The following is a 22,346-nucleotide window of genomic DNA, read 5'->3' on the forward strand; positions in this document are numbered from 1 at the left end:
TCATCCCCCACGATGACTTTGTTCAGACGCGGCTGCGCTGTTTGCGGCTTGCAAAGCCGAGACCGGCAATGCCGGAAAGAAGCAGCGGCAGGGCGCCCGGGATCGGCACGGCCGAGGTGAGAAGGTCCTGGGTGCCGCGCGCATGGAAGACGTCGACCGCACTGGCGAGATAATCGCCGGAGATGATCAGCGCCCAAAGGCTTTGCGCTTCGGAAAGCACGTCAGAGGTGAAAAGTTTGAAGTCGCCGGCGGCGAGATCGAAGGAGGTCGCGCCGTCTTCGACGATTTCCCAGACGATGGCCTGGGCGGCGGCGGCGGTGTTCGCATTTTTGAGGGCGAAATCGGCGGTCATGAGATCGCCATAGAGGACGCCCAGGGCTTCGAGGTCGTCCGAAGAGCCGAAATAGTCGCCGCCCGCGACGCGCTCGTGATCTTTCGGCAGGGAGAGATATTCCGAAAGCTGAAGGCAGAAAGTGACGAAATCGGTCCAGCCGCCATTTTCGTCATGCTGCAGGGAGAAGGCCCCCGCCTGAACATTGCGGTTCGACCCGTCATGCTGGATTGAGATGGAGCGGCCGAGCCCGGTGGCGAAGACCGAGCCGCCATTGTCCGGATTGTCCCGGATCGAGACGGTCGCCGCATTGGCGGCGGCGGGCAGGGCGATGGCGGCGGCGAGGCCGGCCAGACCGGCGAAAACTGTTTTAAGGCGCAACACTTTATTAACTCCTTGCAGCGGCATTGGGTGTTTCGCCCTCTCCGTTTCAAGAAGGAGGCCAGCCGCCTCAACGCCGCGGGGGCCTCCGGCAGCCCGTTTGACCGGCGTTCGGGGAAGGGTTAAGGCGTCGCTTTTCGACAGCTGGAACACCCATGACCGTCAAAGTCCGCTTTGCGCCGTCCCCCACCGGAAAAATCCATGTGGGCAATGTGCGCGCCGCCCTCTGGAACTGGCTTTTCGCCCGCAAATCCGGCGGGATTTTCGTCCTCCGGATCGACGACACCGATCTCGAGCGCTCGACCAAGGCCTTCGAGGACGGCATCCGCGCCGATCTCGCCTGGCTGGGGCTCGATTATGACGAGACCTTCAGCCAGTCCGCGCGTTTCGACCGCTATGACGCGGCGGTGGAGAAGCTGAAGGCGGCGGAGCTCCTTTATCCCTGTTACGAGAGCGCCGAAGAGCTCGACCGCAAGCGCAAGATCCAGCGCGCCCGCGGCCTGCCGCCGGTTTACGACCGCGCGGCGCTGGCCCTGACGGACGATCAGATCGCCGCGTATGAAGCGGAAGGCCGGAAGCCGCACTGGCGCTTCAAGCTCTCCCAGGGCGTTGTCAAATGGGACGACCTCATCCGCGGCGAGACCACGGTGGACACGGCGAGCGTTTCCGATCCGGTGCTGATCCGCGAAGACGGCATGTATCTTTATACGCTGCCGAGCTGCGTCGACGATATCGATTCCAAGATCACCCATGTGATGCGCGGCGAGGATCACGTCACCAATACGGGCGTGCAGATCGAGCTGATGAAAGCGCTGGGCGGCGAGCCGCCGCAATTCGCCCATCACTCGCTGCTGGTCGGCGCAGACGGCGAGGGCCTGTCGAAACGGCTCGGCTCGCTCTCGATCGAGGCGATGCGCGAGGACGGTCTCGAACCCGCGGCGATCACCAGCCTGCTTGCGAAACTCGGCACCGCCGATCCGGTGCTGCCGCAGCCCGATCTTCAGGCGCTCGCGGAAAGCTTCGACTTCGACCGCGTCGGCCGCGCGCCGGCGCGCTTCGACATGGCCGAGCTCGAGGCATTGAACGCCAAGATCCTGCACGAGACGCCTTACGATAAAGTCGCGGACCGGCTCGAAAAAATCGGCGTTTCCGAAGCGCTTTGGGAAGCGGTGAAAGGGAATATCACGCGCCTGAAAGACGCCGCCGCGTGGATCGAAGTGGTCGACGGCGCGGTCGATCCGGTGATTGAGGATCAGGACTTCGCCAAAGCCGCCGCGGCGCTGGTGCCCGATCAACTGGATACGGACAGCTGGACGGCGTTCACCAACGCCGTGAAGGAAAAAACCGGCGCCAAAGGCAAGGCCCTTTTCATGCCCTTGCGCCTTGCCCTCACGGGCCGCCAGCGCGGGCCGGAAATGGCCGCGCTGTTTCCGCTGATCGGATCGGAGAAAGCCCGCGCCCGCCTGAACGGCGAGCGCGCCTGAAGAGCCTAACGCCAAACCCGCATCATCGTCCCCCCCCCCCCCCCCGGGTCCGGCCAAAGGCCGGCCCGAGGACAAGCTTCGAGACGCCCAATCGTCTTCATCCTGAGGGCGCGCATGCAATGCGCGCGTCTCGAAGGACGAAGACGATTGGGCTCCTCAGGATGAAGAGATGATGATGCGGGTTTGGCCTCAGGCTCTGTAAAGACTTACGCGCGGGCGCGCAGCATGCGTTTTTCCGCCGTGTCGAACACCGCTTCGACATTGTCGACGAAGATCAGATCGTCGACCAGCAGCTTGTCGGCGAGCTCTTTTTCCACGAAGTGCTTGATCAGCTCGCGCAGCGGCGACCAGAAGCCGTTGATGTCGAGGACGATGATCGGCTTCTTGTGAAGGCCGAGCCGCGCCCAGGACAGAACCTCGACAAGTTCTTCCAGCGTGCCGATGCCGCCGGGCAGGGTGAGAAAAGCGTCCGACTCCTCATACATCAGCATTTTGCGCTCATGCATGTTGTCGACGATCTTATGATCGACGCCTTCGAGCACGCCTTCGAGTTCTACGAGAAAATCGGGGATGACGCCGAAAACCTTGCCGCCTGAATCGCGCGCTGCGCCGGCGGTCGCGCCCATGAGGCCGAGTTTTCCGCCCCCATAGACGATACGGCAGCCGCGTCGGGCTGCTTCCTGTCCTACCGATATGGCGGCTTCTTTAAAGGCGGGATCGTTTCCGGGCCGCGAGCCGCAGTAAACACATAATGATTTCATGGCCTTACACGTTTCTTGTTGTTGGGGTGGCATTGTACGCGGATTTCCATATGGGTAAAGTGTATTCGAGACATCCTAAGAAGCGTTAAGGAGCCTGTTCTCGTGCGCATCGTCATCATAATCCTGTTACTGATTGTCCTCGGTTTTATCGGCTGGAAGGCCGCCGAACGATTTAAGATCATCGAAGAAGAAAGCCCGACGCAGGAAACCGCCGCGCCGGCCGAACCCGATGCGCAAGAGCCCGCCGAAGAAGAGCCCGCCGAAGCGGCGCTCCCGAGTTTCGACATCGTGCGGGTCGACCGCTCGGGCTACGCCGTCATCGCCGGCCGCGCCAAGCCCGGCTCGGAAGTCACCATCTACGCCAATGATGAAGAGCTTGCGAAACTCCCCGCCGAGCCTGATGGAACCTGGGCGGTGGCGACGGACACGCCGCTCGACGCGGGGCCCGTGGAGCTCAGCCTCTCCATGGAAACCGAAGACGGCGTCATCGTCCGTTCCGAAGAGACGATCGTCATTTATGTGCCGGAACGCGAAGGCGACCTCCCGCTGGTCCTCAGAACGACGCCGGGCGGGGCGACGGAAGTCCTGCAGGAGCCGAGCGAACGCCCGGAAGGGCTCGGGCCCCTGTCGCTAGACGTCATCGACTATGACGACACCGGCGCGGTGATCTTTTCCGGCCGCGCCACGCCCAATCGCGTCGTCGAACTTTACATCAACCGCCAGCTGATCGGCCGCACGCCCGCAGACGAGGACGGGCGCTGGACGCTCGCTCCCGAAGTGCAGATCGAGCCCGGGGTCTATCAGTTGCTGGTGATCCAGCTCGATCAGGACGGCCGGCCGGAATATGCGATCGAGCTGCCGTTCCAGCGCGAACGCCCCGATCAAATCGATATTCGCGATGGCAGGGTCGTCGTCCAGCCCGGCAACAGCCTGTGGCGCATTGCGCGCAGCGCCTATGGCGAGGGCGCGCAATATACGATCATCTACGCGGCGAATGCGGCGCAGATCCGCAATCCGGACCTGATCTATCCCGGCCAGATTTTCGACGTGCCGGGCGCCGAGGAGGAGGAAACGCAAGACGCGCCTGCGGAGGAAGAAGAGGCGAACTAGGCCGCCTCGCGGTTAAGCGCTCGCAAGTTTTTTCTTGGGGTCGTAAAACGGTTTTTCGACGACGGTCGCTTTACGCTCGCCCGCTTCGCACGCCGTCGTCAATTCAGCGCCTTTCGTGCTGTGGCTGATGTCGACCAGCCCCAAGGCGATGTTCTTTTCCAGACGGGGCGAATAGACGGCCGAGGTGATATGGCCGACCGTTTCGTCCTTCGCCGTTAAAGGCCAGTGTTTGTCATTGGGTCCGGCCAGCGGCGGGCCGTCGATTTCAAACCCGACGAAAAGTCTCGAAACGCCCCTGGCCTTGATCGCTTTCAAGGCGTCCTTGCCGATGAAGGGCGCCTCCATTTCCAGATCGACGAGGCGGTCGAGGCCGAGCTCGAAGGGATTGGCGTCGATGTCCATGTCGGCGTGATAGGACAGCATGGCGCCTTCGATCCGCCGGATCGTCGAGGTGTGGCCGGGCTTGAGGCCGAAAGGTTCTCCGGCGGCCATGATTATCTCCCAAAGCCGGTCGCCCATGCGGTGATCCCTGAGATAGATCTCGTAACCGCGTTCGCTCGACCAGCCGGTGCGCGACACGACGAGAGGAATGCCGTCGAGCTCCGTCTCGATCAGCCAGTAATATTTGAGCGTCTCGATGTCGTCGCCGAACAGGGCCTTCATGATGTCGAGAGAGCGCGGCCCCTGCAATTGCAGCGGGGAGACGTCAGGCTCGCGGATGTCCACATTCATTCCCGCATAGGCCGCGACGCCTTTGGCCCAGAGCAACCCGTCGCTGTCCGCGAGAGAAAGCCAGAAATGATTTTCGCCGAGGCGGAGCAGCACGGGATCGTTGATGATCCCGCCTTCCTGACTGGTCAGCAGAACATATTTGCACTGACCGACCTTGCATTTGGAAAGATTGCGCGGCGTCAGCAACTGGACGAAGGCCGCCGCGTCGGGGCCGGTGATCTCGACCTGACGTTCGGCCGCGACGTCGCAGAGAATGGCGCGTTCGACGAGATTCCAGAAATTCTCAACCGGATCGCCGAAACTGCGGGGTATGTACATGTGATTATAAACGGAGAACCCCTTGGCGCCCCACCGCAGCGTCGCATCGAAATAGGGCGATTGACGGATTTGCGCGCCAAATCCCACCGAGCTTGAGTTTGAAGTCATATTGGCTCCCTCAGGGTCAGGTCTGCTGGTCGGCGGCGACAAGGCAACAAGGCGCGCTGTGGATCAAGCCCAAACGGCGATTATTTCCGAATATAGAGATCATTATAATCTGAATGTGATGCGCGCCGCGCCGGTCCTTTCGAGACCTTCAGGATATCGCAGGAGAATGCCCGCTTTCAGTCTGCAAACGGAATGACCGGCTATAAGTTCCCGGGCCGGCTTATTCCGCCGCGCGCGGAACATCGCTTTCTATCTGGCGCTGTTCATCGGGTTCTGCCGCGCCGCGTTTTTTGAAAGGAAGCTTGCGGTTCATCCAGCCGATTGCGCCCGGCAGGCGGTTGCGCAATACGGTCGGCGCCGCGAGCATCACCGGCGTCAGGATCAGCGTCAGCACGGTCGAAAAGGCGAGGCCGTAGACCACGGCCGAGGAGAGCAGCACCCACCAGTCGGAGGTGGTTGAGCCGTGGGTGATCGTGCCTGCGCCGAAATCGACGCTGATCTCGAACACCATGGGCAACAGCCCGAGAATGGTCGTGGCGGTGGTCAGGAGCACCGGGCGAATGCGCTGCGCCGCCGTCCTGACGACGGCGTCTTCGACGCCAAGCCCTTTGCGCCTCAAATATTGATACGTGTCGATCAGGACGATGTTGTTGTTCACCACGATCCCGGCGAGCGCCACGATGCCGGTGCCTGTCATGATGACGGAGATATACTGGCCGGTGATCGCGATGGATAAAAGCACGCCGAAAACCGACAGGATGACCGCGCTCAAGGTCAGCGCGGCGTGATAGAAACTGTTGAATTCGAGGAGCAGGATCATTGCGATCATGAACAGCGCGGCGAGCATGGCGTTCTGGAAAAAACTCGCCGCGGCGGCGGTTTCCTCGTCGGCGCCGCGCATCACCCAGGTGACGTCCGGTCCGAGGGCGCCGGTCTCGAGCCAGTCTTTCAAGAGATCGATGGCGCGGTCCTGGCTCACCGCATGGCCTTCGACATTGGTGTTGCCGTTCGCCTTGACCTCGATAATGCGCGCGCCGTCGCGCCGCGTGATCCGGTCGACTTGGGGCTTCGGCGCGACCGTGACGAAATTCGACAGCGGCACGGAGCCTTGCGGCGTCTGCACGCGCACCTGGTCGAGGGCGAATAGATTGCGGTTCTCTTCCGGATAGCGCACGCGAATGTCGACTTCGTCGTCGGCGTCCTGGGGGCGGTATTTGTCGACGAGAAGGCCGTCGGTAACGAATTGCAGAACGGCGCCCGCCTGCTGCACCGAAAGGCCGTAACGTCCGGCGCGGGCGCGGTCGATTTCGACCTCCCATTCGATGCCGGGCAGCGGCAGCGTGTCTTCCTGGTCCATGTAAGCCGGCACGTCCTGGCCGTCGATCTCGATGACGGCGTTGTCGACAAAGTCCCGCGTCTTCTTTGCAGCGGCGACCATGGCCTCGAAGTCGGGCGAGGAAATCTCCACCTGCGCGTCCTTGCCCACATCGGGGCCGGGCGCGCGCTGGCGCACCTCTACATGAACGCCGGGCACGCCCCGCACGCGCTCGCGCAACTCGTCGAGCACGGTGTAGGAGTGCTCGCGTTGGGTGTAGTCCACCAGCGTGACGCCGACCTGGCCGATGGTCTCCACCGGCGTGTCATTGCCGCGGGCGAGCTCCGGCCCGGTCTGAATATAGATGTGCTTGATCGCCGGGTGATCTTCGACGCGGGCGGCGACATCCTCGACAATGTCGATTTTCTGCTCCGCCGAGAGATTGCCCCGCGCCAGAACGAGGACATTGATCTGGTCGTCGTCATTGCGGATGAAAAATTCGACTTCCGGAGCGGCGGCGATGAAGGACGAGATGCACACGACCACCACGCCCACGGCCGCGGCGGCGACCATCAAAGGGCGCCGCACGAGTTGTTTCAGCACTTTGGCGTAAGTTGCGATAGGGCCGTCGAGGGTCGTCGGGTCGATTTCATCGACCTCGTATTTCTTTTCCGGCTTTTCGGTTTTGCCCTTGATCTTGAATTTCTTTTTCGCCCAGTCGGGAATGGCGAACAGCGTGCCGATCACCGGCAGGAAGATGAGCGCCACCAGGAGCGAGGAGAGGAGGATGAAGATCAGGGTGAGCGGCAGAAATTTCATGAACTGGCCCACCGTGTCCTTCCAGAACAGGAACGGCACGAAGGCGGCCAGCGTCGTCGCCGTCGAGGTGATGACCGGCCAGAACATGCGTTTCGAGGCTTCGAGATAGGCTTCGCGCCGCGGCGCCCCCTCGGCCATGCGCCGGTCGGCGTATTCGACGATGACGATGGCGCCGTCGACCAGCATGCCGACCGCCAGGATGAGGCCGAACATCACCATCATGTTGAGCGTGTAGCCGGAGACCGCGAGGAGCAGGAACCCCATGAGGAAGGTCGACGGGATGGCGATGCCGACCATCAGCGCCGACCGGAGGCCGAGCGCGGCGACGACGACGATCATCACCAGGAGGATCGCCGTCATCACCGAGGCGGTGAGGCCTTCGAGGCTGTCTTTGACGAAAGTCGACTGGTCGCTGATGAATTCGTAATGGATGGTCGCGGGCCAGGTTTTCGCGTCTTCCTCGATGACGCGCCGCGCCTCCTCGATGGTCTCGACGATATTGAAGCCCGAGCGCTTGGAAATTTCGACGCCGATGGCGAGATCGCCGTTGAAGATGGCGTAGCCCTCGCGGTCCTTGAAGGTGCGGCGCACGGAGGCGACGTCGCCGATGGTGAGGACGTTTTCGCCGCTGACGCGCACGGGCGTGTCGGCGAGATCCCGGGCGTTGCGCACGAGGCCCGGCGCTTTCACCGTGAACCGCCCGTCGCCGACATCGACCGAACCGGCGGTGACGAGCTGGTTGTTCGAGGTGACGGCGTTCAGGACTTCGAGTTCGGTCAGGCCGTAGGATTCGAGCACCTCCGGGTCGACGATGACTTCGAGAAGTTCGTCGCGCGCGCCGGTGAGTCGCGCTTCAAGAACGCCGGAAATGCTCTCGAGCTTGTCTTCGAGACGCTGGGCGATCTGCAACAGCGCGCGTTCGGGCGCGTCGCCGTAAATCACGGTGGTCAGGATTGGGAACTGGGTCTGGGCGTTGAATTCCTGAATGATCGGTTCTTCAGCGTCGCTCGGGAATTCGGACTTGGCGCGGTCGACGGCCTCGCGCACGTCAAGCACAGCCTGATCGATGTCGACGGTCGGCTGAAACTCCAGGATGAACTGCGCCGCGCTGTCATAGGCGAAGGCGTCCATCTGTTTCAGGCCTTCGACGTTTTGCAGTTCGAGTTCGGTCGGCCGCAACAACAGGCGCTCGCCGTCTTCGGGCGAAACGCCGGGCAGGGGAATGGTGACGCCCACGAACGGCACGGGCACGTCGGGATCGCCCTCGCGCGGAATGGTCTGATAGGCGACGAGACCGAAGAACACCATGACGACCAGCGCCGTCATGACGACGCGGGTGCGCGCAAAAGCGGCGTCGATGATCGAGGTCATGAATCAGCCTCGTCTGCTTCGACGGCGGCGACTTTCTGGCCTTCATTCACGTAAAGCTGGCCGCCGGTGATGACCCGCGCGTCGCCGGAAAGACCGGCGACCCAGACGCCGGACGGCGTTTCGCCGATCAGCCGCACCGGCTCGAAGCCGACGATATTCTCCTCATCGAGGGTTCTCAAGCCGATATCGCCGCCGTCATTGAGAACGAGCGCCGCGCGCGGCACGCGATGGGCGCTGCGCTCCTCGGCGAAAACCGTGAATTCCGCGGTGACGCCGTCGCGCAAGAGCCCGTCCTCGTTCGGGACTTCAAGCTCCACGTCGAATGTGCGGGTCGCCGGCTCGGCGCTCGTCGCCACGAAGCGCACGACGCCGTCAATGGTTTCGCCGGTGGCGAGGCGGGCGCGGCCGCGGTCGCCTTTCTTGATTTTTGCGACGTCGCGTTCGGACACGGCGCCGACGACGAGAAAGGGCGAACGCTGAATGACGGTGGCGCACGGATCGCCCACATTCATGAAATCGCCGAGCTCCACATGACGTTTGTCGAAAACCCCGTCGAACGGCGCCTTGATGTCGGTCTTTTGTAGTTCGTTCCGCGCGCGCTCGAGCTGCGCCGCCGCCTGGTCGCGCATTGCTCTTGCCTGTGCAACGGCGGTCTCGGACCGGAAGCCGTCTTCGTTCAGCTTCACCGCTGCGTCGTAGTCGAGTTTCGCTTTGGCGAGGGAGGCGCGCGCCTCGGCGAGCTGGGCCTGGCGGGCGTCCACATTGAGGCGGCAAAGAATGTCGCCTTTGGAGACGAGCGCGCCGAGTTCGGCCGGCGTTTCAGCGACAGCGCCGCTGGTTTCGGCGCGCACGATCACCTTGCGGTCGGCTTCGGTGCGCCCGCGCACGATCACCTCGTCGCGCCAGTCCTGCGGCGTCACGGTCTGATAAATAACGGTGAAGTCGTCCGGCGCGGCGGCCCCGGCGTCTTCGGAAGAGGCGGGAGCGCCGCCGAAAAGGCCTTTGACCAGAAAATAAAGGACGATCAGGACGACGAAGACGCCGGCAAGCTTGACGGATTGAGGGACATTCATGGCGCCGGCTCTTGCGTAAAAGAGGGATAACAGGAGGTTAAAAAGCTTATCCGTGAAGAAAGTCTTCACGCGCGCCTATACTGGGAAGTATACCGCAGCGCTTCAAGCGATATAGCTGAAGATCGCTGCGGTTTGCAGCTTTTGAGCAACATGCGGCGTGGGCCGGAGCGGTCGGGGGCGGGCGGACGAAGAAAGACCGCCCGCAGCTTTTAATAATACTGGTTCGGCATGAAGGCGGACGGGGACTTGTTCAGGACCGTGCCGATAATGTTGGATTTGGCGAGAATGCGGTTGGCTTCTTTCAGCTCATGAACCCGCGTGTCGCCGCTGGCCGCGACCAGGAGAACGCAATCGACCTTCGGCAGGAAGGCGAGGGTGTCGTCGCAGCCAAGAAGCGGCGACATGTCGAAGATCACCGTGCGCGAACCGAAATCATTGACGGCCGTCTCGATCATCTCGTCCGCCCGGGCCGAGGTCAGATGTTCGGCGCCCCGGCGGGTCACGCGTTCATTGGCCGCCAGCACGATGTCGGAAAGGCCGGGCCGGACGGCGACGTCGCGGAATCCGCACTTGCCCTCGAAGAAATCGAGCACTGAAGGGAAATTCCTGATGCCGAGATAGCGGGCGATGCTCGGCCGGTAGAAATCGAGATCGATCAGCGTGGCGCGCGACCCGGCCTTGCTGCTGAGCGCGATCGCCAGATTGATCGCCGTCACGGTCTTGCCGGCGCCAGCCCCCGGCGACACGACCGCCATAGTCTTCCAGCCTTCCGCGTCCATCTTCTGCAAGACGCGGGTGCGCAGAACGCGATAGGCGTTCAGGACGGGATCCTGTTCGTTGGCGATGATGCGGTTGCGGGCGAAATGCTCAAAGTCGCATTCGACCCTGGCGAGGCCGAGATCGTCGCCATGAGGCGAGGGCCCCCTGGCCGCGCGCGCCGCCTGCACGGCGGCGCCGGCCTGTTTGGCGGCGGTCTGTTTAGCGGCGGCCTGCTGGGCGGCCGCCGGCTGCGCCGCGGCGACAGGCGCGTCGACGGCGGGCGCTTCGGCGCGATGGCCTTCTCTTTTCTGACGGGCGCGGGTGACCGCGTTGCGAATACGATCCATGAGGACGCCTTAACCCAATTCCATTTTCAAAGTCTTCATAGCGCCGGCTCCGGCTCCTGCGGCGCCAGCTTCGTCCGGCGGAACAGCTTGCCGGCGGCGCCGCCGATAAACCGCCGCCAGAGCGTGTTCTTGTTGTCCGCCTCGCTGTGAATATAGGGAATGACGGCGATCGGCTGCGCTTCGATTATGCCGGCCAGGTGCGTGCGTCCGCGCAGTTTCGCCTGCAACAGCTCCATGCCGAGCGCCGCGCCGCCGCCGGCGGCGAGCGCGGCGAAGAGCGCGAGGACAGTCAGCTTTCCGCGATCGGGACTTGAGGGCTTGTCCGGCTGCAGCGCCGGTTCGAGGATGGAGAATTTCTCCGCCTGTCGGTTTTCCTCAAGATTTTCCGCGAGCTGAGCATCCTGCTGTTTCGCCAGCACTTCCTGGTATTCCGAGAACAGATTATCGTAATCGCGGTTGAGATTGGCTATGCCGCGTTCGACTTCCGGCGTGCGCGAGACGCGCTGTTCGAGATCGGCGATCTGCTTCAGCAACTCGTCGATCTGTTTGTTCAACATTCTGATGCGGTTGTCGATGACGGCGATGCGGCCTTCGATCTGAACGCCGGAAATGTCAGAGGCGCCTTTGCGGGTTTCTTTTGAAATGCGGTCGCTCAGCGCGTTGCGCGCGGCCTCGACCTCTGTTTCCGCGGCGGCGACCGCTTCCGGATCGGCCGGGTTCGCATTTTCAGCTGCGGTCAGTTTGTCTTCGGCGGCGGCGAGCCCGTCGCGCAGCCGCTGGATCTCGGCGCTCGGCGCCATGCGCGCCTTGATCGAGGCAATCTCTTCGCGTTTCGCCACGACTTCCGGGTAGTTGTCGCGATAGGTGGCTCTAAGGCGCGCCAGCTCCGACTCGAGACGTGCGAGCTCCGCCGTCACGCTGTTGTCGCCGCTGGCGCCGCTGATCAGCTGCGTTTCCAGAAAACGGCGCTCTTCCTCGAGCTGGGAAATCGACGTCTTGGCGGCGTTGAGGTCGCTGCGCGCGCGTTCGAGCATGCTGAGATGCATGTTCAGATGTTCCGGCAGCGCGTCGCTGTTCTTCTGTTTGTACTCGGCGACCCGGGTTTCCATGTCAGCGACTGCGTTGCGCAGCCGATTGGCTTCTCTTTCAAAAAATTCCGTGGTGTTGGAGGCGCCGGCGGTGCGCGAGCGCACATCCTCATTGAGGAACAGCGTCATGAACTTGTTGGCGACCAGATATGCGTTGCGCGCGCTGGTGTCCGTATAGGAGACCGTAAAGGCGATAGTGCCGTCGCGGTTGTTCCGGCCCGCGGCGGTGATCACGTTGACTTTCAGCCTTTCGCGCATCAGGGCCGCGCGCTCGCTTTCCGACAGGCCGAGCGAGCGCGGAAAAAGATCGTATTCGTCCGCAACCTCAAGCAGGCGGTTGCGGGTCATGACCCGCTGGCGGATCGTCGAAATCCGCTCCTGCGCATAGGCGTTGACCGTCGAGCGGACCAGGTCGGTGGGGATTTGTTGAGACTCCACGAGGATCGTGCCTTGCGCGGTGTATTTCGCCGGCAGCAGCATGACGGCGATGATCCCCAAAGGCGCGAGGACCAGAACCGGCAAGAGGAAAGACAGAAAGCGCCGCTGCAGGATGATCAGCGCGTCTTCGATTGAAAATTCGTCACCCATAGGTCTCAATATCCGTTTCCGACGCCGTATCTTTCCGGGACGGCGTCCGCCTTGGCCGCGGCCGTCTTTCGAGTTCCGTTACGCCCGATGGCGCCGACCCCCTCCAGTTGCAAGACCTGCGCCGTTTTCGCAAGGGGCGTCCAAAAAAGGTGCGAATCCGGGATTTCCGGCGCAGGCCAAGAGTTTAGAGCAGGATAGCCCCGAAAATAAGGCGCCCGGGCGATTGATTTTCGCCGTCGGCGGGCGCCCGTTTCCCCCCCCCCTCGGGGCGGCGAAGGCTGCGCCCGGTTTGGCGGCCTATTCGTACTCGTTCGGATCGAAGGACCGCGTCGTCGGCGCATCTTCGGGCGGAATGTAAGGATCGAGCAGCGGGTCCAGCGTGTTCATGAAACCCTGAAGACGCACGTCTGCATTCTCGAGCGCCTCGCCCTGGGAGACCGGCGTCATGATGCGGATCATCGCCCCGTCGGTGCGGCGCAAGCGCACGGCGTCGAAGATCAGAAGGGTCTTCATGACGAATTCGTTGGCGATCCGGCGGCTGCGCTGGTCGTACCAGTAATAGAGAAGCTGGCGCGCGCCGCGGTTTTCAATGACGATGCGGTTGTAGTGGAAAGTCGAGCCGTCGGAGAGCGTGGCCTCCTCGACTTGGTGATCGACGATCTGCCAGCCCCCGCCGGGGATGCACTGCCGCGGCGAATGCCAGCTATGCCCGTGCCGCTGCATGTCCAGATAGGCGATATAAAGGTTGAACCGTTCGTCTTCGGGGCTGGTGAGATTGGTGATGATGTAATCGTCCGCGCCGAGGACGTCGACGGTGGCGCTGTCGACATGCTGCACGTCGCTCCGCCAGCCTTCGAGTTCGTAAGGCAGGCCGGCGAGATCGGTCCGGTCGGGAATGCGCAGGATGTTGGAAATGCCGAAATGAACATAGGCGCCCGCCGCCGCGATGAGCGCGATGGAAATCCCCGCATGCAGCATGAAGCGGTCTTTTGTCCATTTGTCAGCAGCCGGCCGGGCCTCGATGTCGGGCAGGCCAAGCAACTCGGTGAATGGTTTTTTGCCGGAAATCCGCGCCAGAATGGCGATAATCCCGAACAGAAGCGCGAGGCACAGGATGAAAACCACCCAGCCTTCAAACATGTGAATGAAGCCTTCCGCATGTTCGGTTCCGAAGCGCTGGACGAGAACGCCCGTCACTGCGATCCGGAAACTGTTCATCAAGATGGTGATGGGGATTGTCGACAGGAACACGATCGCCCGCTGCCATAACGGCGCCTGGAACAGATAGGCGGCGAGGAAGCCGAGGCTCAAAAACGGAAACAGATAGCGAAGGCCCGAACAGGCTTCCGCCACCTGCAGCTTGTAATCGCCGAGATCGATAATGTTGCCGGAAAGGAAAACGGGAATGCCGAGAAAATCGATCATCGCGACGCCGAGCTGCGACGACCAGAGCTGGAATTGCTGCGACAGGACGGTGATCACCCAGTAAGGCGGCGGCACCATGAACAGCATGAAGCCGATGGGCAAAAGCGTCAGCCAGAAAATGCGCCATCCCCCAAGCCCGAGCGCCAGCGAGGAAAACAGAAGGATCATTGCAAGGTGCTGAAAGATCATCAGCGAGGTAACGGTCAACTCTGACAGGACAAGCACGATTGCGGAGATGGCGACGCCGGCGAGGCCGAGGAGCGCGGGCTTGCCGAGGCTGCCGCGCAGCGCGTCGCGCCGCGCCCAGATCATCCAGGCCGAAATCAGCGGCAGGAAATAGCCGTGGCTCAGCTCCTGCTGTTCGCCCCAGCGTTTGAACAGGTTTTCGATGCCGCCCCAAAAGGCGAAGACGGTGACGGCCCCGACCACGGCGAGGACATGGATCGGGCGTACGGTGAAGCCTGTGTTGGAGGGGCCTGCGCCGGTATTGCTGTCTGACATATCGGACGGATGTTTCCTGCTGATTTGAAAAGGCGGTGTTTGTTTGAGGCGCGCCTTCCGCGTTCTCCCATGCGCGGATTAGCCGGTTTGCAGCGTATGAGCAAAAACGGCGCCGCAGATCATTTGCGGCTGGCGGCGGGGAAGTAAAGGCCTCAAAGGATAAAATTGGCGTGGGTCTGTTAGGAATGGGCCGGGGCTTTAACCTTAACCGATTTTCGTGCGAAAATTTCCGCCGGGCGCCGGGCGCGGCGCTTGCTGCAGCGCGGCGCGGGGACGGCTGCCCGCATGGAGCTCGGTTCGTCCGCCGGGGTTAGGCTTTTCGGGAGCTCGTGGGGTAAATAAAGCCTTAAGAACACGCAAGACGTGAATCTGGCCTGCGCTTTGCTGAGAGGAGCCTATGGGAAAGCGGTTCAGCGTGGTTTACCGCCTTCCCGGTTCCGAACTGAGACGCCCTTAACTGGTTAACGATGGAAAGCGGCATTTTAATGAGCATGACCGACCCTCTCGCCCCTCAGGAGCCCCAGCGTGACACGCTGCGGGACGCAGGGGCGGTTGCGCCGCTGCGCCGGGACGATTTCGACCGGGACGTGTGGTGCCTCATGGGGCTGGCCGTCGACGCCGCCGACATCACCCGCGCCATGGCCGAGATTGACGATGCGGCGCGCACCGGCCGCAAGCTCTCTTTCGTGACGCCGAATGTGAATTTTCTGGTCCGCGCCGCCGCCGATCCGGCCGCCCGGCGCGAAATCCTGAACGCCGATCTTTCCCTCGTCGACGGCGCTCCGCTGGTGATGATGGCGAAGCTCCTCGGCGTGCCCGTGCCGTCGCGCGTCGCCGGTTCCGATCTTTTCGAAGCGCTGCGCCGCCGCCCGGGTTTTGCAGGCCGGCGTCTTAAAGTCTTTTTCTTCGGCGGGCGCGACGGCGCGGCCGAAGCGGCGGCCGAGGCCCTCAACCGCGAACGCGGCGGTCTTGAGGCCGTCGGCTGGCTCAATCCCGGGTTCGGCGATGTTGACGCCATGAGTTCGGACGCCGTGATCGACGAAATCAATGCGGCGGAGGCGGATTTCATCGTGGTCGCGCTCGGCGCCGCCAAAGGCCAGGCCTGGATCGACCGTAATCAGGGCCGGCTGACCGCGCCGGTGATGTCTCATCTCGGCGCCGTTGTCGATTTCACTGCCGGCGGCGTCGCCCGCGCGCCGCAATGGGTCGCCAGGGCCGGTCTCGAATGGGCCTGGCGGATCAAGGAAGAGCCTTCCCTTTGGAAGCGGTACTATAAAGACGGTCTCGGTCTCGCCCGTCTCGTCCTGACCGGGCTGGCCCCGCAGCTCGGCCGCAGGCGGCTGGACGCGGCTGGCGAAGCCGGCGCTGATCTCGAAGCCGCGCCGGCGGAAACGATCATCCGGCTCTCCGGCGATCTGGGCCATCGAAATCTCGCTCCCGTGCGCGAGGCGTTCCGCGCCGCGGCCGCGCGCGGCAAGTCCGTGCGGCTCGATTTCAGCGGCGCCGGCCGGGTCGATCGCGCCTTTCTCGGCCAGCTTTTGATGCTGGAAAAGCATCTCGGACGCGCCGGCGCCCAAATCCGCATTTCCGGCGCAAACCGGAATGTGGCGGCGCTCCTCGCCGCCAACCGCATGCGCTATGCGCCCGCGCAGGCCGCGGACGTCTCCGGCGCGGACGCCGCGACGGCCCGCAAGGCGGCGGTTTGAAACAGGATTTCATTGTAACGGGAGCCCATTAGTGGCACATCAACGGTTCTTGAAGAAAAGGGTGGAGAACATGACGGCATCAGCAAAACATTTCATGCGCGCAGTGAAAAACGCGCGTCCTTGGCGCGTTTCGCGGCTGGCCGCCGTGTCTCTCCTGGCGATGTCGGCGGCCTGCGCGTCGCCGGAGCAGAAGGTCGAGCGCTATTCCAACGAAGCCGCCGAATTTTTCGAAAACGGCGAGCTGACCAAGGCCTATATCCAGTATCAAAATGTGCTGAAAATCGACGAGGAAAACGTCCCGGCGCTGCTCGGTCTCGCAGAGATCGCCGAGCAGCGGCAGGATTTTCAAGGCATGTTCAGCTATCTGCAGCGCGTCTTGCGTCTCGATCCGAACCAGGTCGATGCGCGTGTGAAGATCGGCAAGATTTATCTTCTCGGCAGCGACGAAACGGCGGCGCTTGAGGAAGCCGAGAAAGCCCTGGAGCTCGAGCCCGACAATCTCGACGCCATGGCGTTGAAAGCGGGCGTCCTGTTGAAAATCGGCGACAACGCCAGCGCGGTCGAACTCGCCCGCCAAGTGCTGGGGCGGGATCCCGCCAATCCTGAAGCGGTGACGGTGATCGTCACCGATCATATGACGAAGAATGAAAAGGAAGAGGCGCTCGCCGAACTCGACAAGGCGCTCGACATCGATCCCCAGCTGGCGATGCTGCAGCTCCTGCGCATCTATGTTCTCCAGAGCCTCGACCGCACAGATGACGTGCGCGAGGCCTATGCCCGCATGATCGAGCTCTTCCCGGAACAAACGGCGTATCGCCGTGTTTACGCGGGCGAATTGATCCGCCTTGGAGAATATGAGGCGGCGCGCAAACAACTTGAAGCCGTGGTCGAGAAAGAGCCCGGCAATCTCGCTGTGAAGATGGATGTCGTTCGCGTGATCAAGGCGGGTGAGGGGAACGCCGCCGCCGAAGCGAAACTGAAAAGCTATGTTGAGGCGGACCCGGACAATGTGGATCTCAAATTCGCGCTCGTTGATTACTATCTGGGCGAAGACACGCCTGAAAAAGCGAATGACCTCTTAGACGAGCTTGCCGGCAGCGACGATATCGACATTTCGCTTCGCGCCAAAAACAAGCTTGCCGGGACGCTTATGAACTCCGGCGACAAGGAGGCCGCGCACGCGCTTACGGATGAAATTCTCGCTGCTGACGACCGCAACACCCAGGCGCTGTTGCGCAGGGCCGCGTTCGAGATCGAAGCGGAAGAGTACGATCAGGCGATCGTGGATTTGCGCACGGTTCTCGACAACAGCCCCGATACGTATCAGGCGAATGTCCTGATGTCCGCCGCTTTCGAAGCGCAGGGCAACGCCAGCTTCGCCCGGGCCGAACTCGCCAAGTCTTTTGAAAACAGCAATCGCGACCCGAATGTGGCGAACCATTTCGCCAAATTCCTTCTGCGCCAGAAGGATGCGGACCGCGCCGAGGAGGTGCTTCTGGATTCGCTCGCCGCGCATGAGGATGATGTCGAAAACATGAAGCTGCTCGCCTCGATCCGGCTTGCGCGTCAGGACTGGCGCGGCGCCGAGGAAGTGGGCGAAATGATCGAACGCGCTGGCGGCGACAGCGCGCTCGGGTCCAATGTCAAGGCCGCCGCCTATGTGGGGCTCGAAGATTATGACAGCGTCATTGAAACGCTGAATGAGCGCCAGGCCCAAAGGCCGCTCGATACGCAGCCCCTGGCGGCGCTCGTCAACGCCTATATTCGCCAGGACCGCACGGACGAAGCCGAAGCCATGCTCGAGCGGATGCTTGAGAATGAGCCGGACAACTACCCGGCGCTCATTCTTCTTGCGCGCGTTTATAGCGAGAAAGGCCAGATGGAAGACGCCGAATCGACTCTGGTGAAAGCGACCCAAGCCAGTCCCGACCGCGCGCAGGCCTATGAAATTCTGTACCGGACCTATCTCAGCCGCGGCCAGCAGGACAAGGCGGCGGCGCTGATCGAACGCGGTCTTGCCGCGGCGCCCGACAACGACGCGCTCAAGGTTTACAAGGCGGATGTTCTGCTGTCGCAAGGCAGGCGCGAGGAGGCGCTCGACCTTTATTCGGAGCTGATCAAGGTCCGTCCGAACGACCGGATTATCGCGAACAATTTCGTCAGCCTGTCGAGCGATCTGCGTCAGGACGAGAAAAGCGTCGCCCGCGCGCTGGAAGTCGCCAAAGTGATCGAAAATCTCGGCAATCCGTATTTTCGCGACACCGTCGGCTGGGCTTATTACCGCGCCGGCGAATATGACAAGGCGCTTCAATATCTTAAAGAAGCGGCGGCGGGCGCTGAGAACAATGGCGAGATCCTTTATCATCTGGGCGCCGCCCAGGCCGCTTCGGGCGATGAAGCCGCTGCGAAAGCCACGCTGGAAAAAGCGCTTTCCGTCAGCGGAGAGGATTTCGCATTTGTCAACGAAGTGCGGACGCTGCTAGACCGCCTGTAGCGGCGCGAGACGCGTAGTCGTCCGTTTACGATGCAGCGCCGCTGGCGCCGATTGGATGCGTTGAACGAATGTACGAGCAGTTTTTCGGCCTAGCGGAAAAACCGTTTTCCATACAGCCGGATCCGTCCTTCCTGTATTGGGGGCGGACCCACAGGCTCGCCTATGCGATGCTGGAATACGGCGTTCTGAACTATGCCGGGATTTCCGTCATCACCGGCGAGGTCGGCTGCGGCAAGACCACGCTGATCCACCGGCTGCTCGATCAGCTGTCCGACACCCATACGGTGACGCTGCTCTCCAATATTCAGGAAGGGCGGGGCGACCTTTTGAGCTGGGTGCTGATGGGGTTCGGGCAGCCCTTCAGCGACGACAATCACGTGGCGCTCTTCTCCCAGCTCCAGAGCTTTTTCATCGGCGAATACGCCAAGGGCAAACGCGTCGTCCTGATCATCGACGAGGCGCAGAACCTGTCGATGGACATGCTGGAGGAGTTGAGACTCCTTTCCAACATCAACGCCGGCAAGGACCAGCTTTTACAGTTGATCCTGGTCGGCCAGCCGGAATTGAAAGACGTTCTCAACCGGCCTGAGCTGTTGCAGCTGGCGCAGCGCATCGGCTCGGATTTTCACTTAACGCCGCTGAGCCGCGAAGAAGTCCACTCTTATATCGAAACGCGGTTGTCGATCGCCGGCTGCCGCCGCCGGGTTTTCACCGAGCGCGCTATTGACCTGATTGCGGAGCAATCGCGCGGCGTTCCGCGCGTCATCAACATTATCGCCGACACGGCGCTCGTTTATGCATTTTCCGCAGAGGACCTCGTCGTCGGCGTGGAGACGATCCGCAGCGTCGTGCGCGATAAAAAAGCTTACGGCGTCTTCGGCATCGCCGCCAATGAGCCGGGCGTGGGGCCGATCTCTTCGGATGAGGATGACGGAGAAGGGCCGGACGCTTTTGTCGGCGAGCAAAATCGCGCGGCTTACGAGGCGGCGGGGCCTGCGTATGCTCCCGGCCCGGACGAAGGCAACCGTGTTTCTCCCGGCGCGGCGGCGGAGCAGCGCGCCGGCGTGCGCGCCGATGTGCGGGCGCGGTTGATGCCGGCGGGCAGCGATCTTTCCCCGCCTGACGCGCATGCGCCGTCCGCGCCCGCCTATGAGCCGGCGCACGAAGCGGACGCTTATGGAGCGCCGGAACGTGAGCCGGCTCCCCGCCAGGAAGAAGCTTACGAAATTGCGCCTGAACCGGCCCTGCAAGAGCCGCCCGTCACCGGCGTCGTGATCGTCGGCGCCGATCCGCGCGTGTCGCCCGAAGCCTCCATTCGCTCCGTAGGGGACGGGCGGCCGGTGGTGTTTGTCCCCATGACGGCGATGAACGAAGCGATCGCGCAAGCCAGGAAAGCGGGCGCCGAAATCGTCGAACCGGGCAAGGGGCTGCAGACCGGCGGACGGGCGAAAAACGCCGGCTACAGACAATTGAAAAAGATCGCGCCGGATCTTTCTTATGTGCAGTTTATCGAAGCCGGCGCGGCGCTCGATCCGGATTGGCTGAGCGCGGCGGAAAATTTCATGCAGCGCCGGCCCGAGGTCGCCGTCATTGACGGGCGCATGCGCAACAGCAAGGGCGAATTGTTCTCTTTTCCGACGCTCGCTGAACAGCGCCTGCGCGATGCGGCGGGCGAAATCGTCTCTGTCGCCGGCGGCGGCGCTTTTGTGCGCGCCGATGCGTTTGAGGCCGCCGGCGGTTTTCGCGGCGATCTGTTGTCTTGCGAGGTCGACGATCTTTGCATCCGTCAGCGCCGCCGCGGCTCCCATATCTGGCGGCTTGAGGCGGACATGGCCATCAATGCGCAGCGCCGCCGGCGCGGCTGGTGGGGCCGTTCGGTCTTGCGCGGCTTCGACAACGCCTACGCCATGTCGCTGCATGGCGGCCCGCCGGAGCGGCACGGCGTCGGCCAGACCCTGAACGCGATTATCTGGGGCCTTGTCTTTCCGCTTTTCATTCTCGCTTCCGCCGGTCTTGGCGCGCTGGTGGCCTCGAAGCTTGCGCCGATGATGCAGGCCCCGCTGGTGGCCGCCGGCGTGCTCGCCGCCGGCGCCGGCATATACGGACTGAAAATTCTCGCGAGTCTTCTTGTGCGCGGGCCGTTCAGGCTTTCTTCCTGGGGCGGCGCCTTCGGCGCCGTGCTCGGCCGGATTCCCGAAGCGCTCGGCGTTTTGCGTTTCTGGTTCGGCGGCGATCGTCCGGCGCGATGACCCTGCTTGTCTATCTCTTGCTGACGCCGCTTGTCCTGGCGGGGCTGGCGTTTTCGATTTTTCTTGCGCTTGAAATCGCCGCGGCCTTGAGCGCGCGCGATGAAGAGCGCGCGGATGCGCCGGCGCCGCCCTTTGTCGTGGTCATTCCCGCCCACAACGAAGCCGGAACCATTGCGCCGGTGCTGGAGAATGTGCGCGGCTGCGTGCGCGAGGGCGACCGCATTCTCGTGGTCGCCGACAATTGCGCCGACCAGACCGCCGATATTGCGCGCGCCGCCGGAGTCGACGTCATCGAACGCAACGATCCGTCGCGGCGCGGCAAGGGCTATGCGTTGCAATTCGCGCTCGATCATTTGCGGCGCGCGCCGCCGGCGATCGTCGTTTTCAGCGATGCTGACTGTCAGTTCGCGCCGGGGGCGCTGCAGCGCGTGGCGGCGGCGGCGCAGGCCTCCGGCCGGCCGGCGCAGGCGCTTTATCTGATGACGGCGCCGGCCGGCGCGGGCCCGCGTCTTCAGGCGTCGGAATTCGCCTGGGCCTTCATGAACAACGCCCGCATGCGCGGACTGCAGCGTCTGTTCAACGTCACGCGTTTCACCGGCGCCGGGTTCGCCGCGCCATGGCCGGCGCTCGCCGATCTTCAACTTGCTTCCGGTGAAATCGTTGAAGACCTGGCGCTGACCATGGCGCTGATTCGCAAAGGCGCGCCGCCGATGCTGGTTGCGGACGCGCTTGTCGTCAGCGAGTTTCCGACAGACGATGCGGCGCTGACGCGGCAGGCTGCGCGCTGGTCCATCGGGTCCATGCGCTATTCGGCGCGCGCGGGGCTGGCGGCGTTGCTCGAAGGCGTCTTTAAAGGCCGGCCTTCCCAGATCGGCGCCGCCGTCGATCTGATGGTGCCGCCGCTGACGGTGTTTGCGGCTGCGCTGACGATGCTTGTGTTGTTTGGTTTTCTGGCGGGATTGTTTGTTGGCGCATGGATGCTTTTCGCACTCGCGCTTTGCGCGCTTGTCATCGCGGCGGCGGCGGTCGTCGCCGGCTGGCGGCGTTACGGACGCGACGCGTTGCCGCCCGAATCATTGGGCGGGCTTTTTGCGCTTCTTGCGTCAAAAGCATCCGTATTCGGATCGCATGGGCGCAAAAGTGCGAAGTCATGGACGCCGACGCGCGGTGATTCGGGCGGTGAAAACGGATAAACGGACTCTTGCGCACATTATGCGTCTTCGGGCCGGTCGTCCCTGGCGGGGTTAAGCGGGCGGGATTAACCGGAAAGAAACGTTTGTTTACGAATTCGGCGCGTTTTCGTCATTTGAGAAACGAAATATCGAGTTCCGCCCGTTAGCGATTAACTCTGCGTAACATCCGCCATAGGCCAGTAAATTAGCCAAG

The 22,346-nt window shown here is 62.7% G+C and carries 14 protein-coding genes; 6 read left to right on the top strand and 8 right to left on the bottom strand.

Features of this window, described 5'->3' with window-relative positions:
- Positions 1 to 22: 22 nt before the first annotated feature.
- Entirely contained in the window at positions 23 to 715 is a 693-nt protein-coding gene (locus tag CW354_RS12720) for a VPLPA-CTERM sorting domain-containing protein (protein WP_133162303.1), read from the bottom strand.
- A gap of 152 nt (positions 716 to 867) precedes the next feature.
- Here CW354_RS12720 and gltX point away from each other — a divergent pair, with 152 nt between their 5' ends.
- Positions 868 to 2,196 carry a glutamate--tRNA ligase gene (gltX, locus tag CW354_RS12725; RefSeq protein ID WP_104830478.1) on the top strand — a complete coding sequence of 443 codons (1,329 nt, stop codon included), beginning with the start codon at positions 868 to 870 and terminating at the stop codon, positions 2,194 to 2,196.
- Between the two features lie 206 nt (positions 2,197 to 2,402).
- On the opposite strand, the gene CW354_RS12730 is transcribed toward gltX, so the two are convergent.
- Positions 2,403 to 2,957 carry an LOG family protein gene (locus CW354_RS12730; RefSeq protein WP_104830479.1) on the bottom strand — a complete coding sequence of 185 codons (555 nt, stop codon included), beginning with the start codon at positions 2,955 to 2,957 and terminating at the stop codon, positions 2,403 to 2,405.
- A gap of 102 nt (positions 2,958 to 3,059) precedes the next feature.
- On the opposite strand from CW354_RS12730, the gene CW354_RS12735 reads away from it, so the two are divergent.
- Positions 3,060 to 4,067: a LysM peptidoglycan-binding domain-containing protein gene (locus tag CW354_RS12735; RefSeq protein ID WP_104830480.1), complete on the top strand. Its 1,008-nt coding sequence runs from the start codon at positions 3,060 to 3,062 to the stop codon at positions 4,065 to 4,067.
- Between the two features lie 12 nt (positions 4,068 to 4,079).
- Here CW354_RS12735 and CW354_RS12740 read toward each other — a convergent pair whose 3' ends face one another.
- From CW354_RS12740 to xrtD, 6 genes are all read right to left on the bottom strand, one after another.
- A complete protein-coding gene (locus tag CW354_RS12740; protein ID WP_104830481.1) occupies positions 4,080 to 5,225 on the bottom strand; it encodes a glycine cleavage T C-terminal barrel domain-containing protein in 1,146 nt (381 codons plus the stop codon).
- A gap of 220 nt (positions 5,226 to 5,445) precedes the next feature.
- The gene (locus tag CW354_RS12745; RefSeq protein ID WP_104830482.1) at positions 5,446 to 8,730 is read right to left on the bottom strand and encodes an efflux RND transporter permease subunit; all 3,285 of its coding nucleotides are present in this window, start codon (positions 8,728 to 8,730) and stop codon (positions 5,446 to 5,448) included.
- The gene (locus CW354_RS12750; protein ID WP_133162304.1) at positions 8,727 to 9,803 is read right to left on the bottom strand and encodes an efflux RND transporter periplasmic adaptor subunit; all 1,077 of its coding nucleotides are present in this window, start codon (positions 9,801 to 9,803) and stop codon (positions 8,727 to 8,729) included. Before CW354_RS12750 ends, CW354_RS12745 begins: the two co-directional genes overlap by 4 nt.
- A gap of 209 nt (positions 9,804 to 10,012) precedes the next feature.
- Entirely contained in the window at positions 10,013 to 10,909 is an 897-nt protein-coding gene (locus CW354_RS12755; RefSeq protein ID WP_104830484.1) for a CpsD/CapB family tyrosine-protein kinase, read from the bottom strand.
- 35 nt (positions 10,910 to 10,944) lie between these two features.
- On the bottom strand, positions 10,945 to 12,585 hold the full coding sequence (locus tag CW354_RS12760; RefSeq protein ID WP_104830485.1) for a hypothetical protein: 1,641 nt from the start codon (positions 12,583 to 12,585) through the stop codon (positions 10,945 to 10,947).
- Positions 12,586 to 12,882: 297 nt separating this feature from the next.
- Positions 12,883 to 14,511, bottom strand: a complete 1,629-nt coding sequence (gene xrtD, locus CW354_RS12765) for a VPLPA-CTERM-specific exosortase XrtD (RefSeq protein WP_104830486.1) — start codon at positions 14,509 to 14,511, stop codon at positions 12,883 to 12,885.
- Between the two features lie 485 nt (positions 14,512 to 14,996).
- On the opposite strand from xrtD, the gene CW354_RS12770 reads away from it, so the two are divergent.
- From CW354_RS12770 to CW354_RS12785, 4 genes are all read left to right on the top strand, one after another.
- A complete protein-coding gene (locus CW354_RS12770) occupies positions 14,997 to 16,217 on the top strand; it encodes a WecB/TagA/CpsF family glycosyltransferase (protein WP_165793692.1) in 1,221 nt (406 codons plus the stop codon).
- 70 nt (positions 16,218 to 16,287) lie between these two features.
- Positions 16,288 to 18,711, top strand: a complete 2,424-nt coding sequence (locus tag CW354_RS12775; RefSeq protein WP_165793693.1) for a tetratricopeptide repeat protein — start codon at positions 16,288 to 16,290, stop codon at positions 18,709 to 18,711.
- Positions 18,712 to 18,779: 68 nt separating this feature from the next.
- Positions 18,780 to 20,960 carry an AAA family ATPase gene (locus CW354_RS12780; RefSeq protein ID WP_104830489.1) on the top strand — a complete coding sequence of 727 codons (2,181 nt, stop codon included), beginning with the start codon at positions 18,780 to 18,782 and terminating at the stop codon, positions 20,958 to 20,960.
- Positions 20,957 to 22,153: a glycosyltransferase family 2 protein gene (locus tag CW354_RS12785; RefSeq protein WP_104830490.1), complete on the top strand. Its 1,197-nt coding sequence runs from the start codon at positions 20,957 to 20,959 to the stop codon at positions 22,151 to 22,153. The genes CW354_RS12780 and CW354_RS12785 overlap by 4 nt, the downstream gene beginning before the upstream one ends.
- The last annotated feature ends 193 nt before the right edge of the window (positions 22,154 to 22,346 follow it).

Origin of the sequence: Hyphococcus luteus (genome assembly GCF_002943565.1) — a bacterium.
GTDB classification, from domain to species: Bacteria; Pseudomonadota; Alphaproteobacteria; order Caulobacterales; family Parvularculaceae; genus Hyphococcus; species Hyphococcus luteus.

Bases quoted from the DNA above. Each gene is read 5' to 3' on its own strand.
- gltX (WP_104830478.1), top strand. From the start codon at position 868: ATGACCGTCAAAGTCCGCTTTGCGCCGTCCCCCACCGGAAAAATCCAT.
- CW354_RS12730 (WP_104830479.1), bottom strand. From the start codon at position 2,957: ATGAAATCATTATGTGTTTACTGCGGCTCGCGGCCCGGAAACGATCCC.
- CW354_RS12740 (WP_104830481.1), bottom strand. From the start codon at position 5,225: ATGACTTCAAACTCAAGCTCGGTGGGATTTGGCGCGCAAATCCGTCAA.
- CW354_RS12745 (WP_104830482.1), bottom strand. From the start codon at position 8,730: ATGACCTCGATCATCGACGCCGCTTTTGCGCGCACCCGCGTCGTCATG.
- CW354_RS12750 (WP_133162304.1), bottom strand. From the start codon at position 9,803: ATGAATGTCCCTCAATCCGTCAAGCTTGCCGGCGTCTTCGTCGTCCTG.
- CW354_RS12755 (WP_104830484.1), bottom strand. From the start codon at position 10,909: ATGGATCGTATTCGCAACGCGGTCACCCGCGCCCGTCAGAAAAGAGAA.
- CW354_RS12760 (WP_104830485.1), bottom strand. From the start codon at position 12,585: ATGGGTGACGAATTTTCAATCGAAGACGCGCTGATCATCCTGCAGCGG.
- xrtD (WP_104830486.1), bottom strand. From the start codon at position 14,511: ATGTCAGACAGCAATACCGGCGCAGGCCCCTCCAACACAGGCTTCACC.
- CW354_RS12770 (WP_165793692.1), top strand. From the start codon at position 14,997: ATGAGCATGACCGACCCTCTCGCCCCTCAGGAGCCCCAGCGTGACACG.
- CW354_RS12775 (WP_165793693.1), top strand. From the start codon at position 16,288: ATGACGGCATCAGCAAAACATTTCATGCGCGCAGTGAAAAACGCGCGT.
- CW354_RS12780 (WP_104830489.1), top strand. From the start codon at position 18,780: ATGTACGAGCAGTTTTTCGGCCTAGCGGAAAAACCGTTTTCCATACAG.
- CW354_RS12785 (WP_104830490.1), top strand. From the start codon at position 20,957: ATGACCCTGCTTGTCTATCTCTTGCTGACGCCGCTTGTCCTGGCGGGG.